Annotated in this window: 13 protein-coding genes and 1 tRNA gene; 4 read left to right on the forward strand and 10 right to left on the reverse strand. The window is 67.7% G+C overall.

Annotation, left to right across the window (positions count from 1 at the left end; translation table 11 throughout):
* The first annotated feature begins 154 nt into the window (after positions 1 to 154).
* From WBP06_RS01475 to WBP06_RS01485, 3 genes are all read left to right on the forward strand, one after another.
* Positions 155 to 589, forward strand: a complete 435-nt coding sequence (locus WBP06_RS01475; protein WP_395331144.1) for a Rap1a/Tai family immunity protein — start codon at positions 155 to 157, stop codon at positions 587 to 589.
* Complete coding sequence (locus tag WBP06_RS01480; RefSeq protein WP_395331146.1) at positions 568 to 1,638, forward strand: cell wall hydrolase; 1,071 nt, start codon at positions 568 to 570, stop codon at positions 1,636 to 1,638. Before WBP06_RS01475 ends, WBP06_RS01480 begins: the two co-directional genes overlap by 22 nt.
* A gap of 216 nt (positions 1,639 to 1,854) precedes the next feature.
* Positions 1,855 to 3,591, forward strand: coding sequence for a TolC family protein (locus WBP06_RS01485; RefSeq protein WP_395333986.1), 1,737 nt, complete (start codon positions 1,855 to 1,857; stop codon positions 3,589 to 3,591).
* 28 nt (positions 3,592 to 3,619) lie between these two features.
* On the opposite strand, the gene WBP06_RS01490 is transcribed toward WBP06_RS01485, so the two are convergent.
* A complete protein-coding gene (locus WBP06_RS01490) occupies positions 3,620 to 4,630 on the reverse strand; it encodes a glycosyltransferase family 2 protein (RefSeq protein ID WP_395331147.1) in 1,011 nt (336 codons plus the stop codon).
* On the reverse strand, positions 4,627 to 5,829 hold the full coding sequence (locus tag WBP06_RS01495) for a hypothetical protein (protein WP_395331149.1): 1,203 nt from the start codon (positions 5,827 to 5,829) through the stop codon (positions 4,627 to 4,629). Before WBP06_RS01495 ends, WBP06_RS01490 begins: the two co-directional genes overlap by 4 nt.
* Positions 5,830 to 6,161: 332 nt before the next feature.
* On the opposite strand from WBP06_RS01495, the gene WBP06_RS01500 reads away from it, so the two are divergent.
* Positions 6,162 to 7,526 (forward strand): glycosyltransferase, encoded by a 1,365-nt coding sequence (locus tag WBP06_RS01500; protein WP_395331151.1) that lies wholly within the window; start codon positions 6,162 to 6,164, stop codon positions 7,524 to 7,526.
* Here the strand turns inward: WBP06_RS01500 and WBP06_RS01505 are convergent.
* From WBP06_RS01505 to WBP06_RS01540, 8 genes are all read right to left on the reverse strand, one after another.
* A complete protein-coding gene (locus WBP06_RS01505; RefSeq protein ID WP_395331154.1) occupies positions 7,445 to 8,287 on the reverse strand; it encodes a TorF family putative porin in 843 nt (280 codons plus the stop codon). The genes WBP06_RS01500 and WBP06_RS01505 overlap by 82 nt on opposite strands.
* 305 nt (positions 8,288 to 8,592) lie before the next feature.
* Complete coding sequence (locus WBP06_RS01510) at positions 8,593 to 10,122, reverse strand: SulP family inorganic anion transporter (protein WP_395331156.1); 1,530 nt, start codon at positions 10,120 to 10,122, stop codon at positions 8,593 to 8,595.
* On the reverse strand, positions 10,119 to 10,808 hold the full coding sequence (locus WBP06_RS01515; RefSeq protein ID WP_395331159.1) for a carbonic anhydrase: 690 nt from the start codon (positions 10,806 to 10,808) through the stop codon (positions 10,119 to 10,121). Before WBP06_RS01515 ends, WBP06_RS01510 begins: the two co-directional genes overlap by 4 nt.
* A 379-nt stretch (positions 10,809 to 11,187) precedes the next feature.
* Positions 11,188 to 12,513, reverse strand: coding sequence for an ATP-binding protein (locus WBP06_RS01520; protein ID WP_395331161.1), 1,326 nt, complete (start codon positions 12,511 to 12,513; stop codon positions 11,188 to 11,190).
* On the reverse strand, positions 12,513 to 13,250 hold the full coding sequence (locus WBP06_RS01525) for a response regulator transcription factor (protein WP_395331164.1): 738 nt from the start codon (positions 13,248 to 13,250) through the stop codon (positions 12,513 to 12,515). Before WBP06_RS01525 ends, WBP06_RS01520 begins: the two co-directional genes overlap by 1 nt.
* Before the next feature lie 115 nt (positions 13,251 to 13,365).
* A complete protein-coding gene (locus WBP06_RS01530; RefSeq protein WP_395331166.1) occupies positions 13,366 to 14,007 on the reverse strand; it encodes a hypothetical protein in 642 nt (213 codons plus the stop codon).
* On the reverse strand, positions 14,004 to 14,312 hold the full coding sequence (locus tag WBP06_RS01535; RefSeq protein ID WP_395331168.1) for a hypothetical protein: 309 nt from the start codon (positions 14,310 to 14,312) through the stop codon (positions 14,004 to 14,006). The genes WBP06_RS01530 and WBP06_RS01535 overlap by 4 nt, the downstream gene beginning before the upstream one ends.
* Before the next feature lie 208 nt (positions 14,313 to 14,520).
* Positions 14,521 to 14,612 (reverse strand) — tRNA-Ser (locus WBP06_RS01540).
* Positions 14,613 to 14,641: the final 29 nt, after the last annotated feature.

Genomic DNA, 14,641 nt, shown 5'->3' on the forward strand with positions numbered 1-14,641 from the left:
AAGAACTGCCAAATACTTGCCCAGGTCGCCTCGGGATATTCGTTGCCGGGCCGCCCGTGCCGTTCATCGCCATTGAAGGGAGCCAGCCCATGCCGGATCGTCGGCCCTGCCCATGCGAAGCGCCGCTATCGCCGATTCCGTGCGGCGGGTCTGCATGATCCGCGCGGTCGCCCTCCTGGTGGCGCTTGGGCTGTTCCTTGGCGGTGCCGATGAAGGGCATTGGCAGCCGCAGGCCCGCGCCGCCACCCCGGTTTCGGCGTCTTCCCCCGCTGCCATGAAGGCCGACGATGCGGCCGCGATCGGCTTTCTCACTGCCGGGCAACTGGCCCAGCAGTGCCGGGAGGGAACGGCCTTTTCGGTCACCTATTGCCTGGCCTTTCTCGCTGGCGTGCACGATTCCATGCGCGCTTACGAACAATGGCTGGACCAGCGCGAATTCTGCGCGCCGAACACCGTGAAGCAGCGGGATCTGAGCAATGCCTTCCTGGCCTTCGTGACGGCCCACCCGGAATATCGCGACGGATTGGCATCGTCGGTGGCCGTGGTCGCGCTGAAGGAGGCATGGCCATGTACCAGCCCAGGCCGCTGATCGCCGACGAAATCGCGGCAGCGCGCACCGAAGGCGAGCCGCCGGTGCGCCATCTGCCGCCCCCTCTGGCGCTGGCGGGCGGGGTCCTGCTGCTGGCGCTTGCCCTGATAGTGGCGACCGTGTTGGCGGCAGGCGATGACGGGCAGGGGCAAGTCGCGGCCGGGCGGGCGCCAGCGCCCACGCAGTCCGCGCGACAATTGGATCCGGCCCGTCTTGTCGTGGCCGATCCATCCCAGATCGAAGCGTTGACGCAGGCACAGGCGCAGGCGGTGAATGCGGGCCGGCCGATCTCGGCACTGCCCAACCCGCCCGCGCAGGCTTTCATGCTGGCAAACCATGCGCCCGATTATCCTCGTGCGCTGGCCTGCCTGACGGCCGCGATCTATTACGAGGCGGCCTACGAGCCGGTCGATGGGCAGCGGGCGGTGGCGCAAGTCGTGCTCAACCGCGTGCGCCACCCGCTCTATCCGCATACGGTCTGCGGCGTGGTGTTCCAGGGGGCGGAGCGGGCCACCGGCTGCCAGTTCACTTTCACTTGCGACGGTTCGCTGGCACGGGCCCCGGTTCCCGCCGTCTGGGCGCGGGTGCGCACTGTCGCGGAGGCGGCGCTGGCCGGTTATGTCTTTGCCGCCGCCGGCCTGTCGACCCATTATCACGCGGATTATGTGGTTCCTTATTGGTCGGGGATGATGGTGAAGTCGGCGGTGATCGGCCAACACGCATTCTATAGAATGCCCGATGGTTACGGTCGGCCCGGCGCCTTTGCCGCGCGCTATCAGCAGGCCGAGCCTGTCGTGGCCTTCGGCATGGCGGCGATGCTGGCAGGCGTGGACGATGCACCGGCAGCGATGGCGGAAGTGACGCCCGAGGCACGCCCCGTTCTGGACCAGTCGGGCGCCATTGTCGGAGCGGATGGCGATCCGGCGGCAAACGCGGCAAATCCCGTCCGAACCGCCGTGGTCCGCAAGGGCGAAGGGCGCTGGATCATCGGGATGGATGGCAATCGAAAGGCGTCCACCGCAAGTATAGGCTATGAATCGGTCAATTGATTGCTCGGTTTTGAAGCTAACCTTTCTTGCCCGGAATGCGCCAATGCTTGATCACTTTGGGTGAAGGGCGGCCGCTGGCGGTCCGGTTTCGACATTTTCTCTGACATCGGGCCGATGGACGGATGACACGCGGGCAGGATGTTCCTGCGCGGTGCTGTCGTGCGCCCGGCTCGTGCCCGGGCACAGGACTTCCAGGGGGGAAGCGGCGTGACGATCATGGCCTTGAGGCCGATCCTGCTGGTCTGCACGGCAGGATTGGCAAGCTGCCTGGCGGCAGCGCCGCTCTCCGCGCAATCCGGGCAGGTGCAATCCGGGCAGCCGCAATCGAAGGCGTCCTCTTCAAAGCCCGCGCGATCGCCGGGCGCCAGGCCCGACGCCATAGCCGAAGCAATGGAGGCATCCGCCTCCCGGCAGCCCGTTGCACCCACGCCGATGGGCGTCACGGCCACGGCGGTTCCTTCGCCGGACGCGCTGGGCGCTTATCCGCCGCCGCTCTATCATCCGGATCCGGGCGGCACCCAGCAAGCGATGCCGGCGCAAGTCACCACATTAAGCGCGGCCCTGGCATTGGCCTATGCCACCAACCCGCAACTGCTTGCTGCCCGGGCGGAGGCGCGCTCGGCCGACTATGGCTTTGCGGAGGCCCGCTCCGCCTTCGGGCCGACGCTGTCCGCCTCCGCCAACTATGCCTTCACCCGGCTGCGGGAGGAGACGGCGTCCGGCCCCTTCGTGGGCGCGCAGGGATGGGCCAACGGGGCCAACCTGGTGCTGTCGCAACCGATCTGGAGTTCGGGCCGTCTGGCCGCCGGGCAGGAGGCGGCGCTGGCCACATCGCAATACCGGCGAGAGGCCCTGCGCCTGACCGAGGCGCAAGTGCTGGGCAACGTGATCTCCGCATATGTGGCGGTGCGCCGCGATGCCCAGTCGGTAACGATCGCGCGAGAGAACCTGCAGCTGCTGGAACAGCAACTGGAAGAAAACCGGACGCGCTTCGGCGTGCGCGACCTGACGCTGACCGAACTGGACCAGACGCGCACCCGGCTGGAACTTGGCCGTGCGCAACTGTTGCAGGCGCAAGGGCAACTGGGCCTGTCGCAGAAGCAGTTCCTTCAATACGTCGGCGCGCCGCCGGGGGAACTGGCGGTGCCCGACGTGCTGGACGTTCGTTTCGCCTCGCTTGAGGACGCCTATGCCTATGCGGAGGTCAACAGCGGCGTGATCGGGGCGGCGCGGGCGAAAGAGCGGATTTCGCGCGCGCAGGCGACGGCGGAAAAGGCCGAATACGGTCCGAACGTCGCGTTGCAGGGCACTTTCGCCTATGCATCCCAGTCCCCCTACAACGACGCGCTGCGCTACACCGAATTCGTGGGGCAGGTGGTGGTCCGCCAGACCCTGTTCGATAGCGGCCTGCGCCATGCGCGGACCCGCGCGGCGCAAGAGGCCAATCAGGCGGACTGGCGCCTGCTTGATTCCGCCTATCGCGACACGCGTGAGGCGGTGGGATCGTCATGGGATCAACTGGCATCGCTGCGCTCTGCCATGGTCAAGTACCGGCTGGCGATCACGGCGGCAGAAGAAGCCTATCAAGGCGCCCTCGTCCAGCAGAAGACCGGAGACCTGAACACGCTGGACGTGCTGGACCTGGCGCGCGACCTGCTGACGGTGCGCAACAGCTACAACGTCACCCAGGCGGACGAACTGATCGCGCGCGCCAACTTGCTGGCAGCGGCGGGATTGCTGGAAGGCCCAAGACTTGCGGGGGACATCGCGCCCTACGATGCGGATGCCCATTTCGAACGGGTGCGCGATCAGGGCGACGTTCCGCTGATCACGCCGATACTGGCCGGGCTGGATTCCTTCACCAATGGCAATCTGCGCAAGGAACGCGCGGTGCGCGATGCCGGGGCTGAGGCGGCATTGGGGGCGGCCATGCCCTTGCCGCCGCAGCCTTAGCAACGTCCGGGTAGTCCCGGCTCCGGTCTCAGACGAGCGCTTCGATCGGGCGGGGCGGCAGGCCGGGCCGGGGGCCGCGCAGTTTCTGGCCGATGAATCCGATCGACCAGGCAAGATGCATGACCATCGCCGCCACCCCCGCTGCCGCCGTGCAGCGGCAGCCTTGCCTGAGGCCCAGCCCCAACCCGAAGCCAAGACACAGCGTGGTCCAGATCAGCGCCGGCATGGCCAGCGCGGTGGCCAGGGGCAGGACCGGTGCCAGGCACAGGCCGACCAGCGCGAGCAGCACGGCGGGCGCCACCACCACCGGAATGGCCTGCCGTGGCTTGATCGGCGCGGCGTGGCGGGCCAGCGTCATCGCGCGTCCACGGCCGTAACCGCGATATTGCCGGAACAGGGGCCTGGGCGCCGCGCGCGGCCAGTAGCCCAGCGCCAGCGAGGGCTCCAGCCAGATGTTTCCGCCTGCCGCGCCAAGACGCAGGTCGAATTCGGCATCTTCGTTATGCGAAAAGGTTTCGTCATAGCCGCCGATCTGCCGGAACAGCGCCAGGTCCATCAGCGCGTGATGGCCGTGATCGACGAATTGGCCTTCGCCTATGCGCCGGTGCGCGGAACCGCCATTGCCCAGCGCCGAATTCTGCGCCGCCGCCGCCGCCTTCTGAAAACATCCGCCGCCGTGCGTGACCATCGGCACCACCACCGAGGCTGCGCCATGTCGCCGTGCCGCTGCGACCAGTCCGGCCACGTAGCCGGGCGGATAGTCGCAATGGGCGTCGATCCGAACCAGCCAGCGATGTCCGGCGGAGTGGCGCCTGACGGCAAGGTTGATGCCCGCGCTCTGCAATCGGTCCGGATTGTCCAGCAGGATCAGGTTGGGATGGATCGCGGCATGGCGGGCGACGATCGCGCGGCTGGCATCGGTGCTGCCGCCATCGGCGACCACCACCGTGGCCTGCGGATTATCCCGCAGCAGCATGGCGAGCAGGCCCGGCAGGTGCCGTTCCTCGTTCAGGCAGGGGATGACGATCAGCACGCTCATCCCGCCAGCCCCAGCAGGTTTCTGCCGATCGCACGGGCTTGCGCGGCATCCATGACGACGGCCGTGGCGGGAATGCGCGCGCTGGCCTGCCGCAGCCGGGCAAGGATTTCGGGCGAAAGCATGGCGAACATGTCCGGCAATTGCCGCTCGGGCGCGGTGGTCAGCATGCCGGCGCCGTGACTTTCCAGCCATTCGCCGGTGGCCACTTGCGCCAGCGCGATGGGCACCGCCCCATGGGCAAGGCTTTCATAAAGCCGGTTCGGCAGCAGCCACGCCGAGTTCAACCCTTCCTCGAAATAGTCGATGGCCCAGGCGAAGTGGACTTGCCCATAGAGTTGCGGGAGATCCTCCGCAGAATAGGCGCCCACGAAGGTGACACCGGGGGCAGCGGCGATTTCGGCTGCAAGATCGGGGAAAATATCGGGCGAGGGGCGCCCGGCGATCAACACTTCCACCATTCCGGGATGCGCCTTGGCCAAGGTGCACAGCATGTCCAGCGAGCGGCGGCAGCGCAGCATTCCGAACCAGCCGATCCGCCATGGCGGAGCCGGCGAGGGATCGGGCAGCGGCGGCCTGGCTTCCGGCGGCATGCCGGTCGCCGGGACGAGGTTCTCCACCAGCGCGATCGGGCCCTTCCAGCCCCGCCTTTCGCGAAAGTAGCGATCGCGAAAGGCGGGCGCGCTGACGACGACCAGATCGACATGGCGCATCGCCCATGTCTCCACCATTCGCAGCAGGTGCGAGGCGAGGCCGGCGCCCAGCAGCAGGCGGTGAATGTCGAGACATTCGTAGACCAGCCGTTGCCCCCGCTGCCGGAGGCGCGCCGCCAGCACCAGCGTTTCCAGATTGCGCGCCACGATCACCTGCGCTCCCCCGGTGACTCGCCGCAGCCGCGCAGGTGCCAGCCACTGCCGCGCCACGGTGACGATGCGCGCCAGCAAAGCCCCGTCGCGGGTATGGCCCAGCGGTTGGGGAACCAGTCCCTCCACTTCGGCGGGCGCGCGTTCGGTCCGGTGAAACCCGGCAAGCCGAATGGCCGCGCCGGCCGATCGCAGCAGGCCAATACGGCGGCGAACGGCCGCATCGGCAAGGTCGTGGACGATGTAGGCCGTCGCAATGCCCCCATCCGCGCTGGTCGCGGCATTCGGAGGGGCAGCGCCCGCCATTGCATGGGGCACCTCGAAAGTGGGGTTTTTCATCTGGGAGGGCCTCGATCGCTCCGGAGCCACGATGATAGGCGGAGGGACAGGCTTCCCGGCGGCGGACTGCATCCGTTCTGGTGATGAACCTGCGGGGTTTTCCGTGGCCGCTGCCTGCCGGCGAAGGAGTGGGGCGGCCCGACGGCGAGGGCGGAACGCGCAGGGAAACGGCAGATTGGCGGTCCATCGTCCCTGCCCGGTGGAGTGCCCCGGAAACTCCGGAATCGAGGCATCGTGCGGCGCAAGCACCGCGATCTTGGGCACAGTGCCACGGCGATGGGCCGCCTCCCGACCCATCAGGAGGTCCTGGCGATCCGATGACGAACCGGCACGTGCTTTTTATCAGTCGCCAACGCCTGGTCGGGGCAACCAATGGCAGTTCGACCTACTTGCTGGACCTTGCCCGGACGGTGCGCCGGGCGGGCATGGTGCCCCACTTGCTGCAACCCTCTCCCGGCGTGGCAGGGCGCTGGCCGGTGCTGTCCATGCGGCCGGAGATGGCGGTGTTCGAAAGCCATCGCATTCGGGGGCTGGTCCGCGTGGGGCGGCATTTTGCGGTGCTGCGGCCGGGTGTCTATCTGGCCATCGCGGCGGCCCTGGCGCGGCGGCTGGCGCGCAAGCTGGGCGTGAATGCCGGCTGGGCTGCCGACCGGCCGATGCCCTATGCGATCGCCCAGCCGTGGAGCATGGCCGACCATCGCTGGTTGCGCCGCGCGGCGCGCGGACTGGCGAACGGGGCAGGGCCGCACATCGCCGTTGCCGATTACATGTTCTGCACGGATGGCTTTGCCGATGTGCCCGGCGTGCCGACCGCGATCGTCATGCATGACCTGTTTCACGCGCGAACCGGCGGCAAGGTGGATTCCGTCGTGGCAATCGATCGCGGGGCTGAGATCGCACTGCTGGCGCGGGCCGATGCGGTGCTGGCGATACAGGCGACGGAGGCCGAATTCCTGCGGGACAACCTGCCCGGCGTTGCAACGATCCTGACCCCGATGGCGGCGCAGCCGGTACCGGCGGCGGCCCCCGGCGAAAGCGGGCACTTGCTGTTCGTGGGCAGCAATACCGCGCCCAACGTGGTCGGGCTGGAATGGTTCTGCGCACATGCATGGCCACAGATCCGGGCCGCGCGGCCGGGCGTGATGCTGGATGTGGCCGGAACGGTGGCGCGGGGATTGTCCGGCAAGCTGCCGGATGGGGTGCGCCTGCTGGGCCTGGTGGATGATCTTGGCCCGCTCTACGCGCAGGCGTCGGTCATCATTTCGCCGCTGACGTTCGGCTCAGGGCTGAAGATCAAGCTGGTGGAGGCGATGGCGCAGGGCAAGGCGGTGGTCGCCACGCCGGTGACGGTGGAGGGCGTGGAGGCGACCTGTTCCGCCGCCGTCCGCGTGGCCGCTACGGCGGATCAGTTCGCCGCCGCCGTGATCGCGCTGGATCGAGACCCGGCGGCGCGGCGGGCACTGGCCGAGGCGGCGCGGCAGGTGGTTGCCGATCATTTCGGCGCGGAAAAGTGCCATGCCGGTTTCGCGGCGTGGCTGGCGCAATGTGCGGGGGAAGATGCCGGGGAAGAAGGTGACGGGGCGCCAGGCCCCGATCACCCGCCGATCACCGCGCCTCAGAACGCCGCGGTGGCCGAGAACAGAACGGTCGAACCGGCGATCGACGATCCGTTCTTGGTCGATGAGAAGTTCGGATAGAGGTAGGCGCTTTCCGACTTCGAGATATCGGTATCGACATAGGCCACGCCCAGCGTCACCGGGCCCAGCGCCAGGTCGGCGCCGATCAGCCAGTCGAGATATTCGCCGGTGGGCGCCACGCTGGTGCCGTTGGGGCCAAGGCCGGAGTTGCCGTTGGAATAGCCGAAGTGGCCCTTCACGGTCAGCGGCGTGTCCGGAATGCCGGCGCTGGCGTCCGCCCACATGTAGAAGTTGTCCGACTTGGCGCCGGGGCGGCCGATGCCGTCCGCATAGTCCGCGCCGCTGGCATAGACCTTGCCCAGCGCTTCCTGCTTGGGCGCATAGGCCACGCCCACCAGCACGCTGGCCGGGCCCAGATCGCCGGAAAGCTTCACGTAAGGCTCTGCAAAGTCCGTCTTGCTGGCGCCGCCCGGATACATGTACCAGGTGAGGCCCACGTCCACCTTCAACCCGCTCATCACCTCGGTCGAATAGCCGGCGATCAGGTCCAGTTCCATGTTGGATCCGCCGAAGGTGCCCCAGCCCGAAAGGTTGGAACCCCAGGTGCCGACGTAGATGCCGCTTTCATGGGTGACGGTGGCGCCGGCCTGTACGGCCATTTCCTTGTCCGTCTGCGATACGCCGCGGAAGCGGTAATCGGTGACGAGCGCGGCGCTGCCGGAGACGGTGATCGCCTTGGGCGCTTCTGCCTGTGCGAAAGCGGGGGTGGCGCAAGCGGCGCCCAGCAGGCCCAGCAGGCCGGTGGCAAGACGGTAATTCATAATCGGAACGCCCTCATGTTTCGATTTGGTCGCGTTCCTTCCTGCGTCCGGCAGCCGGGCCGCGCATGCGTGGCGGGCCCGTTTCGTGCCGGAAATTGCTGCTTACCGACGGGCGGTGTCCGCTCGCTTGCCCTTCCGTGACAAAGTGTTGCCGGGATGGAGGCGATGGGGCGGGTAAAGAGGGCACAAAAAAGCCGGGCGGCCCGAATGGGAAAGGCCGCCCGGTAAGGAGAGGTGGAGAGTGAGGGTCTCCACCGGTCTGTCTGGTTCGCCGTCCGGCCGTCAGGCCATCGGGCGAGAGGTCGTCAGGCCGCGATCGGCAGCGGGCGCAGAATGTCCTCCGGCCCGGTCACGGTATCGGCCTGTCCGCTCTGGCGGCGGCGGCCCAGCCATTCGCGGATGGTTTCCGCGGTGGTGTGGTCCATCACCTTCACCTGATGCAGGTCGAGGTGGACCGGCTTGTGGTGCGGCATCTTCTCCAGCACGTTGTTCAGGCGGGTAAGGCCCAGGAACGTCGCGCCGCCGCCCAGTTCCAGGCGGGTCTGCTCGTCGCTGTCATGCTCCTGCACTTTCAGGCGCAGGTTCCTGGCATGGGGCAGCAGTTCCACCAGCGTCAGGGCCAGGCCGGCCAGCACGCCGGTCAGCAGGTCGGTCGTCACCACCAGCACGAAAGTCACCGCCCAGATCACGGCGGGGAACGCGCCGTAGGAGTGGAACAGGTGACGCACGTGGCTGAGGTTCACCAGCTTCCAGCCGGTGACCACCAGCACGCCGCCCAGTGCCGCCATCGGCACTTCGCGCAGCAGCCAGGGCAACAGGGCGACGAAGGCCAGAATCCAGACGCCGTGCAGGATCGTCGAGATACGGGTCTTCGCGCCGGCCTGCACGTTGGCGGAACTGCGCACGATCACGCCGGTCATCGGCAGGGCGCCGAAAATACCGCAGAGCAAGTTGCCGATGCCCTGTGCGCGCAGTTCCTTGTCGTACTTGGTACGCTCTCCATCGTGCATCCGGTCCACCGCAGCGGCCGAAAGCAGCGTTTCGGCACTGGCGATGAAGGCGATGGCCAGCGCCGCCACGATCAGCGCGGGCTGGGCGAGCGGGGCAAACCACGCCGCGCTGGTCGGCAGCGCGAAGGCGGCGCCGATCGATTCGGGCACGGCGATGCGCGCGACGTTGAGGCCAAGGCCCCAGGCGACCAGCGTGGCCGCCATCACGCCCAGCAGCGCGCCGGGGACGAGGCCCAGGTTTTTCGGGCGCAGCTTTTCCCAGCCGATCATCACGGCAATGGTCAGCAGGCCCAGCATCAGCGCCAATTCGGTGGAACTGACGTTGGTGGGATCGATGCCAAGGATGCGCGCAGGCATCATCGCGATGTTTTCCAGCCCGCTCGACATCGGCTTCTGGTCGAACAGGATGTGGAACTGGCCGATCACGATCAGCGCGCCGATACCGGCGAGCATGCCGTGGACCACCGCCGGGCTGATCGCGCGGAACAGGCCGCCCAGCCGCAGCACGCCGGCAACGATCTGCAGCACGCCGGCCAGCAGCAGCACGGGACCAAGCGCTTCGAGGCCGTGCTCGCGCACGAATTCGAAGACGATAACGGCAAGGCCGGCGGCGGGGCCGCTGACCTGAAGCGGCGATCCGGCCAGCAGGCCGACGACAAGGCCGCCGATGATGCCGGTGACGAGGCCCTTTTCAGGCGGCACGCCGCTGGCGATGGCGATGCCCATGCAGAGCGGCATCGCGACCAGGAACACCACGATGGACGCGGTGAAATCCCGGCCGAAGTGGGCGAAAAGCCCACTCCTGCTCTGGGTGGCGGAGTTCACTCTGCCGCCTCTGCGAATTCGGTGGCGGTACGGGTTTTGGCGGCCAGCGCGACCGGCAGCGGGCTGTCTTCGCGCAGCGGCACGAACTGGCCGGTATCGCCGTCAAGGCCCAGCACCTGACCGGCGTGGATGTCCACGAACCAGCCGTGCAGCGTCATTTCGCCACGGGCAATGGCGGCCGCGACGGCGGGGTGCGTGCGCAAGTGGGCGATCTGGGCGATGATGTTCTCAAGGCTGATCGCGCGCACGCGCTCTTCACCGCTGAGGTGGCCGTGGCAGGTGCTGACGATGTGCTCTGCCGCGGCACCATGCTTCAGCCAGGCGGCGACGTTGGGCATCGTTTCCAGCCCGGTGGGATCGCTCAGCGCCTTCATCGCGCCGCAGCCGGAATGGCCGCTGACGATGATGTCGCGCACGCCCAGCGCCGCAACGGCGTATTCCACCGTGGAGGTGACGCCGCCGTTCTGCGTGGCATAGGGGGGCACCATGTTGCCGGCGTTGCGGCACACGAACAGGTCGCCGGGCTGCGCCTGCATGATCTGTTCGGGCACGATTCGCGAATCGGCGCAGGAGATCATCAGGGCCTTGGGCTCCTGACCTTCGGAGGTCAGCTTGCCGAACAGCTCGCTGCTCGCGGGGAAAATGGTCTTCTCGAAGTGGAAGACGCGACCGATCAGTTCGTTCACTCTCTTTACCTTTCCAGACAGGGCGCCCCGCGCGCATCGAAGGGGGTGGAGACGCGCGCGAAGCTTGTAGGAAAGGTATGGATGGTCGTTTTCGGCCATCGTGCGCGTTTGTCAGGAAATGTTGCTGCGCTGCAGCAGGGCAGGGTTTGTCGCGAGAGGAGAGCGATGCCTAATCGCGCAGCGAAATGGGCATCGCGGGTGTTACCCCACGTGATTTTTGCTTGGAGGCCTGGTCGTCCCCGCGCAGGCGGGGACCCCGCTTTTCTGTTGGGCGTTGCGGGGAAGAACAAGCGGGACCCCCGCCTGCGCGGGGGCGACGGGGTTTTTACTGCGGTGTGGGAATTGCTGTGCGAACGGCGAGGTCGACAACAATGGCAACCTATGCCGCTTCCAACGGCAGTCGGATCGTGGCGCGCAATCCACCCTCGGGCCGGTTGCGCAAGTCCAGCGTGCCGCCTTCCAGCCGCACGGCCTTGCGCACGATCGGCAGGCCCAGGCCCATGCCGGCGGTGTCGCGCGCGCGCGCGGTGTCGAGGCGGACGAAAGGTTGCAGCGCGTCGGGAATGCGGTCCTCCGGAATGCCGGGGCCGTCGTCTTCCACGGTGATCTCCGCCGCGCCGCCGTCGCGCCGCAGCGAGACGCGCACGTTGCCGCCATAATGCAGCGCATTCTCGATCAGGTTGGACAACGCGCGGCGGATCGAGACCGGGCGGGCCATGATCTCCAGGCTGGGCAGGCCTGAATAGGTTGCATCCGCGCCGCGATCGGCGGCGGTGTCGACCAGCGTTTCGGCCATCACCGCAAGGTCGATGCGCTCGGCCGGGATATTGGTGCCGCCGGTATCGACATAGGCCTGAATCGAATCGAGCAGCAGGCGCATCTCCTCGATATCGTGGTCCAGCCCCTCGCGCACTTCGGGATCGACATCGCCGTCGTCTAGGCGCAGCCGCATCCGGGCGAGCGGCGTCTTCAGGTCGTGCCCGATCGCCAGCATCGTATGCGTGCGGTCCTGCAGGGACTGGTGGATGCGTTCCTGCATCTCGTTCATCGCGCGGATCAGTTCGCGCATTTCCTCCGGCCCGTGTTCCGGCACCAGCTTGGGCGGCCCGGCGCCGAGATGGCGGGTGGCGCGCACCAGCGAGCGCAGGGGATTGAGCGCGGCGCGCAGCAGCAGCCAGGCGAGCGAGATCAGCAGCAGCGTCGGCACCAGCAGGCTGGCCATGCGCCCGGCGGTCAGCGTCCAGGCGGCGCGGGCATGGGTGCGGAAGGAGACGAGGCTATCGTCGTTCAGCCGCAGCGATCCGCCGATATTGCCGCGGCCGGGGATCGATTCGAGGTGCAGCTCCAGATCGGCATGGGCCAATTCCGGCTGGATCGCCACGACTTGCGCGCGCAAGTTCGCCAGCCCCAGCGATCCGCGATGGCGCTGCGACGGGGCGGACCATTCCAGCACGAAGCGCTTGGTGGACAGTGCCTGCGTCACATGGGCGCGCTCGCTGCCCGGCGCGCGTTCGATGGCGCGGCGGGCAAGGACGAGGTTTTCGGCAATGCGTTCGGCGTCGTCGCGGTGCAGTTCGAACGAGCTGGCCCGTTCGAACAGCACGGTATTGGCGATGAAATCGACGGCGACGACCAGCAGCAATACGGCGATCAGGCGTTCGACCAGCCCGAATCGCCCGAAACGGCGTGATTCGGGCTTCTTCATCAGGCGCGCGTGACCTCGGCCTTGAACATGTAGCCGACGCCGCGCACGGTGACGATCGGCGGTTCGGCGCCATCGGCCTGCAGCTTGCGGCGCAGGCGGCTGACCAGCACGTCCACGCTGCGGTCGGAGCTATCACCCAGGCGCGCGCGGGACAGTTCGATCAGGCGTTCACGGCCCAGCACGCGCTGGGGATAGGCCAGGAAGGTGGCCAGCAGGTCGAACTCCGCGCCGGTCAGGTCGATCATCGCGCCGGTGGGCGAGCGCAGTTCGCGCCGCGCCATGGAGAGCGTCCAGCCATCGAAATGGATCGCTTCGGGCATGCGGCCATCGGCCACGCCATCGGCGGCCGGGGCGTCCATCCCCGCATTGTTGCCGCCGCGCCGCAGGACCGCGCTGACGCGCGCGGCCAGTTCGCGGGTGCTGAACGGCTTGGCGAGGTAATCGTCCGCGCCCAGTTCCAGGCCCAGCACGCGGTCTTCCTCACTGCCGCGGGCGCTGACGAAGATCACCGGCACATCGCTTTCGCGGCGCAGGCGGCGGAACAGGTCGAAGCCGCTGGTGCCCGGCAGCATGACGTCCAGCACCACAAGGCTGACGGGGCCTTCGCGCAGCGTCACCCACATTTCCGCGCCGGTGGCGGCGGTGAGCACGTTGAAGCCGGTCTGGCGCAAGGCGCGCGCGGTCAGGGTCCGCAAGGGACCGTCGTCCTCGACTAGCAGGATTGTGGGGGTGGACATGGGTGCTTCGTCGAGGTGGCGGTAAATCGGGGCGACACTCTGGGTCATGATCTCGTCGTCTGATGACTGTAGGGGGAGGGGCGACGATTGGCAAATCGAACGGCGTGGGAAACGGTCAGCGAACCGTTTCCCCGCCATCTGCCAGCAAGGCGGGCCGGGGTTGCAGCGTCTCTACCACGGAGGAGAGGCCGGCAACTTCGGCCGGGTGGATGGAAGCGTGGAACGTGCGGCCGATGCTGTCGCTGAAGGCCAGCGACACCGGAGCCGCGCTTTCGGCCATGCGCGCGACGGCCTCGGTCGGGACGTCGAAGGCATAGTGCACGCGGGTGGTGCAGGCGGTGACCAGCGCGTCCTGCGCGGGGCAGTGCTCCGGCTGGCGCTCGACATGGGCAAGCGGGGCCGTGGCCGGCGCACCGTCCACATCGAAGGCAAGGCCGGTCAGCGAACGGGCGAGGCCCGCGTGCGTCATTTCCTGCCACAGCTGCCAACGCACCGCGCCGCTTTCGCGATCGACATGGGCGCGCAGATGCGCCGGGCCGACTTCCACGGAGCGCGATGCCGCCCAGCCGTGGCCGGGCTTGCCGGGCCGATGGGTGCTGGCCAGCACGTGCGGCAGGGTGGGATCGTCGATGACGGCAGCCTGCGTGGCAAAGTTCTGCGCATCCGGCGTCGGGACGTCACGCGCGGCCGCTTCACCCGCAAGCAACAGCGCGGGCAGGCCCAGAATGCCGGTCATGCCTGCGCGGAGCGAAATCACCGGGCGCGCTCGTTGGCGGCCAGTGCGCCTGCCTGGGGGCTGGCGGCCTCGGTCTGGGCGAGCGCGGCTGCCCCAGTATTGGCCCCGATAGCCTTGGCATTGGCCTGAGCGGTGCGGTGGCGGCAATCGCGGCCCTTGCTGGGTTCCGGATGGCAGGCGGGGCGCGCCGAAGAGGCGGCCTGCGGCTTGGGAGCGGGAACGGCAAGATTGCCCTTCAGATGGGCCACGGTCTCATTGGCGATGGCAGCGCCGGGCAGGGCGAGCGAGAGGGCGGCGATAGCGGCAAAAACGGGGAACTTGATCACGTTTCAGGTCTCCAAAGACTTGCGATGGGCCTGAATGTGGGGGAGCCGCGTGTCTTGCTTCGTACCAATTTGTAACGAAGCATTGCTGATGCGAAACTATCGGAAACGGTTCAGCAACACACTTGCGCGGGCGAGAATGTCGCTTTCCCCCGGAGGGGTTGTCTCGCTCTGTCTGTGTAAAGGGAAAAGGCTGAAACCGAATGCCGCATGGCGGAGACGGAGGGATTCGAACCCTCGGTACCCCCTTAAGGGTACGACGGTTTAGCAAACCGCTGGTTTCAGCCACTCACCCACGTCTCCGTGATGCGGCTAGGAGGCGCCCTATAACG

The organism is Novosphingobium mississippiense, from assembly GCF_044029535.1.
GTDB lineage: Bacteria > Pseudomonadota > Alphaproteobacteria > Sphingomonadales > Sphingomonadaceae > Novosphingobium.

Bases quoted from the DNA above. Each gene is read 5' to 3' on its own strand.
- WBP06_RS01475 (WP_395331144.1), top strand. From the start codon at position 155: ATGATCCGCGCGGTCGCCCTCCTGGTGGCGCTTGGGCTGTTCCTTGGC.
- WBP06_RS01480 (WP_395331146.1), top strand. From the start codon at position 568: ATGTACCAGCCCAGGCCGCTGATCGCCGACGAAATCGCGGCAGCGCGC.
- WBP06_RS01485 (WP_395333986.1), top strand. From the start codon at position 1,855: ATGGCCTTGAGGCCGATCCTGCTGGTCTGCACGGCAGGATTGGCAAGC.
- WBP06_RS01490 (WP_395331147.1), bottom strand. From the start codon at position 4,630: ATGAGCGTGCTGATCGTCATCCCCTGCCTGAACGAGGAACGGCACCTG.
- WBP06_RS01495 (WP_395331149.1), bottom strand. From the start codon at position 5,829: ATGAAAAACCCCACTTTCGAGGTGCCCCATGCAATGGCGGGCGCTGCC.
- WBP06_RS01505 (WP_395331154.1), bottom strand. From the start codon at position 8,287: ATGAATTACCGTCTTGCCACCGGCCTGCTGGGCCTGCTGGGCGCCGCT.
- WBP06_RS01520 (WP_395331161.1), bottom strand. From the start codon at position 12,513: ATGAAGAAGCCCGAATCACGCCGTTTCGGGCGATTCGGGCTGGTCGAA.
- WBP06_RS01525 (WP_395331164.1), bottom strand. From the start codon at position 13,250: ATGTCCACCCCCACAATCCTGCTAGTCGAGGACGACGGTCCCTTGCGG.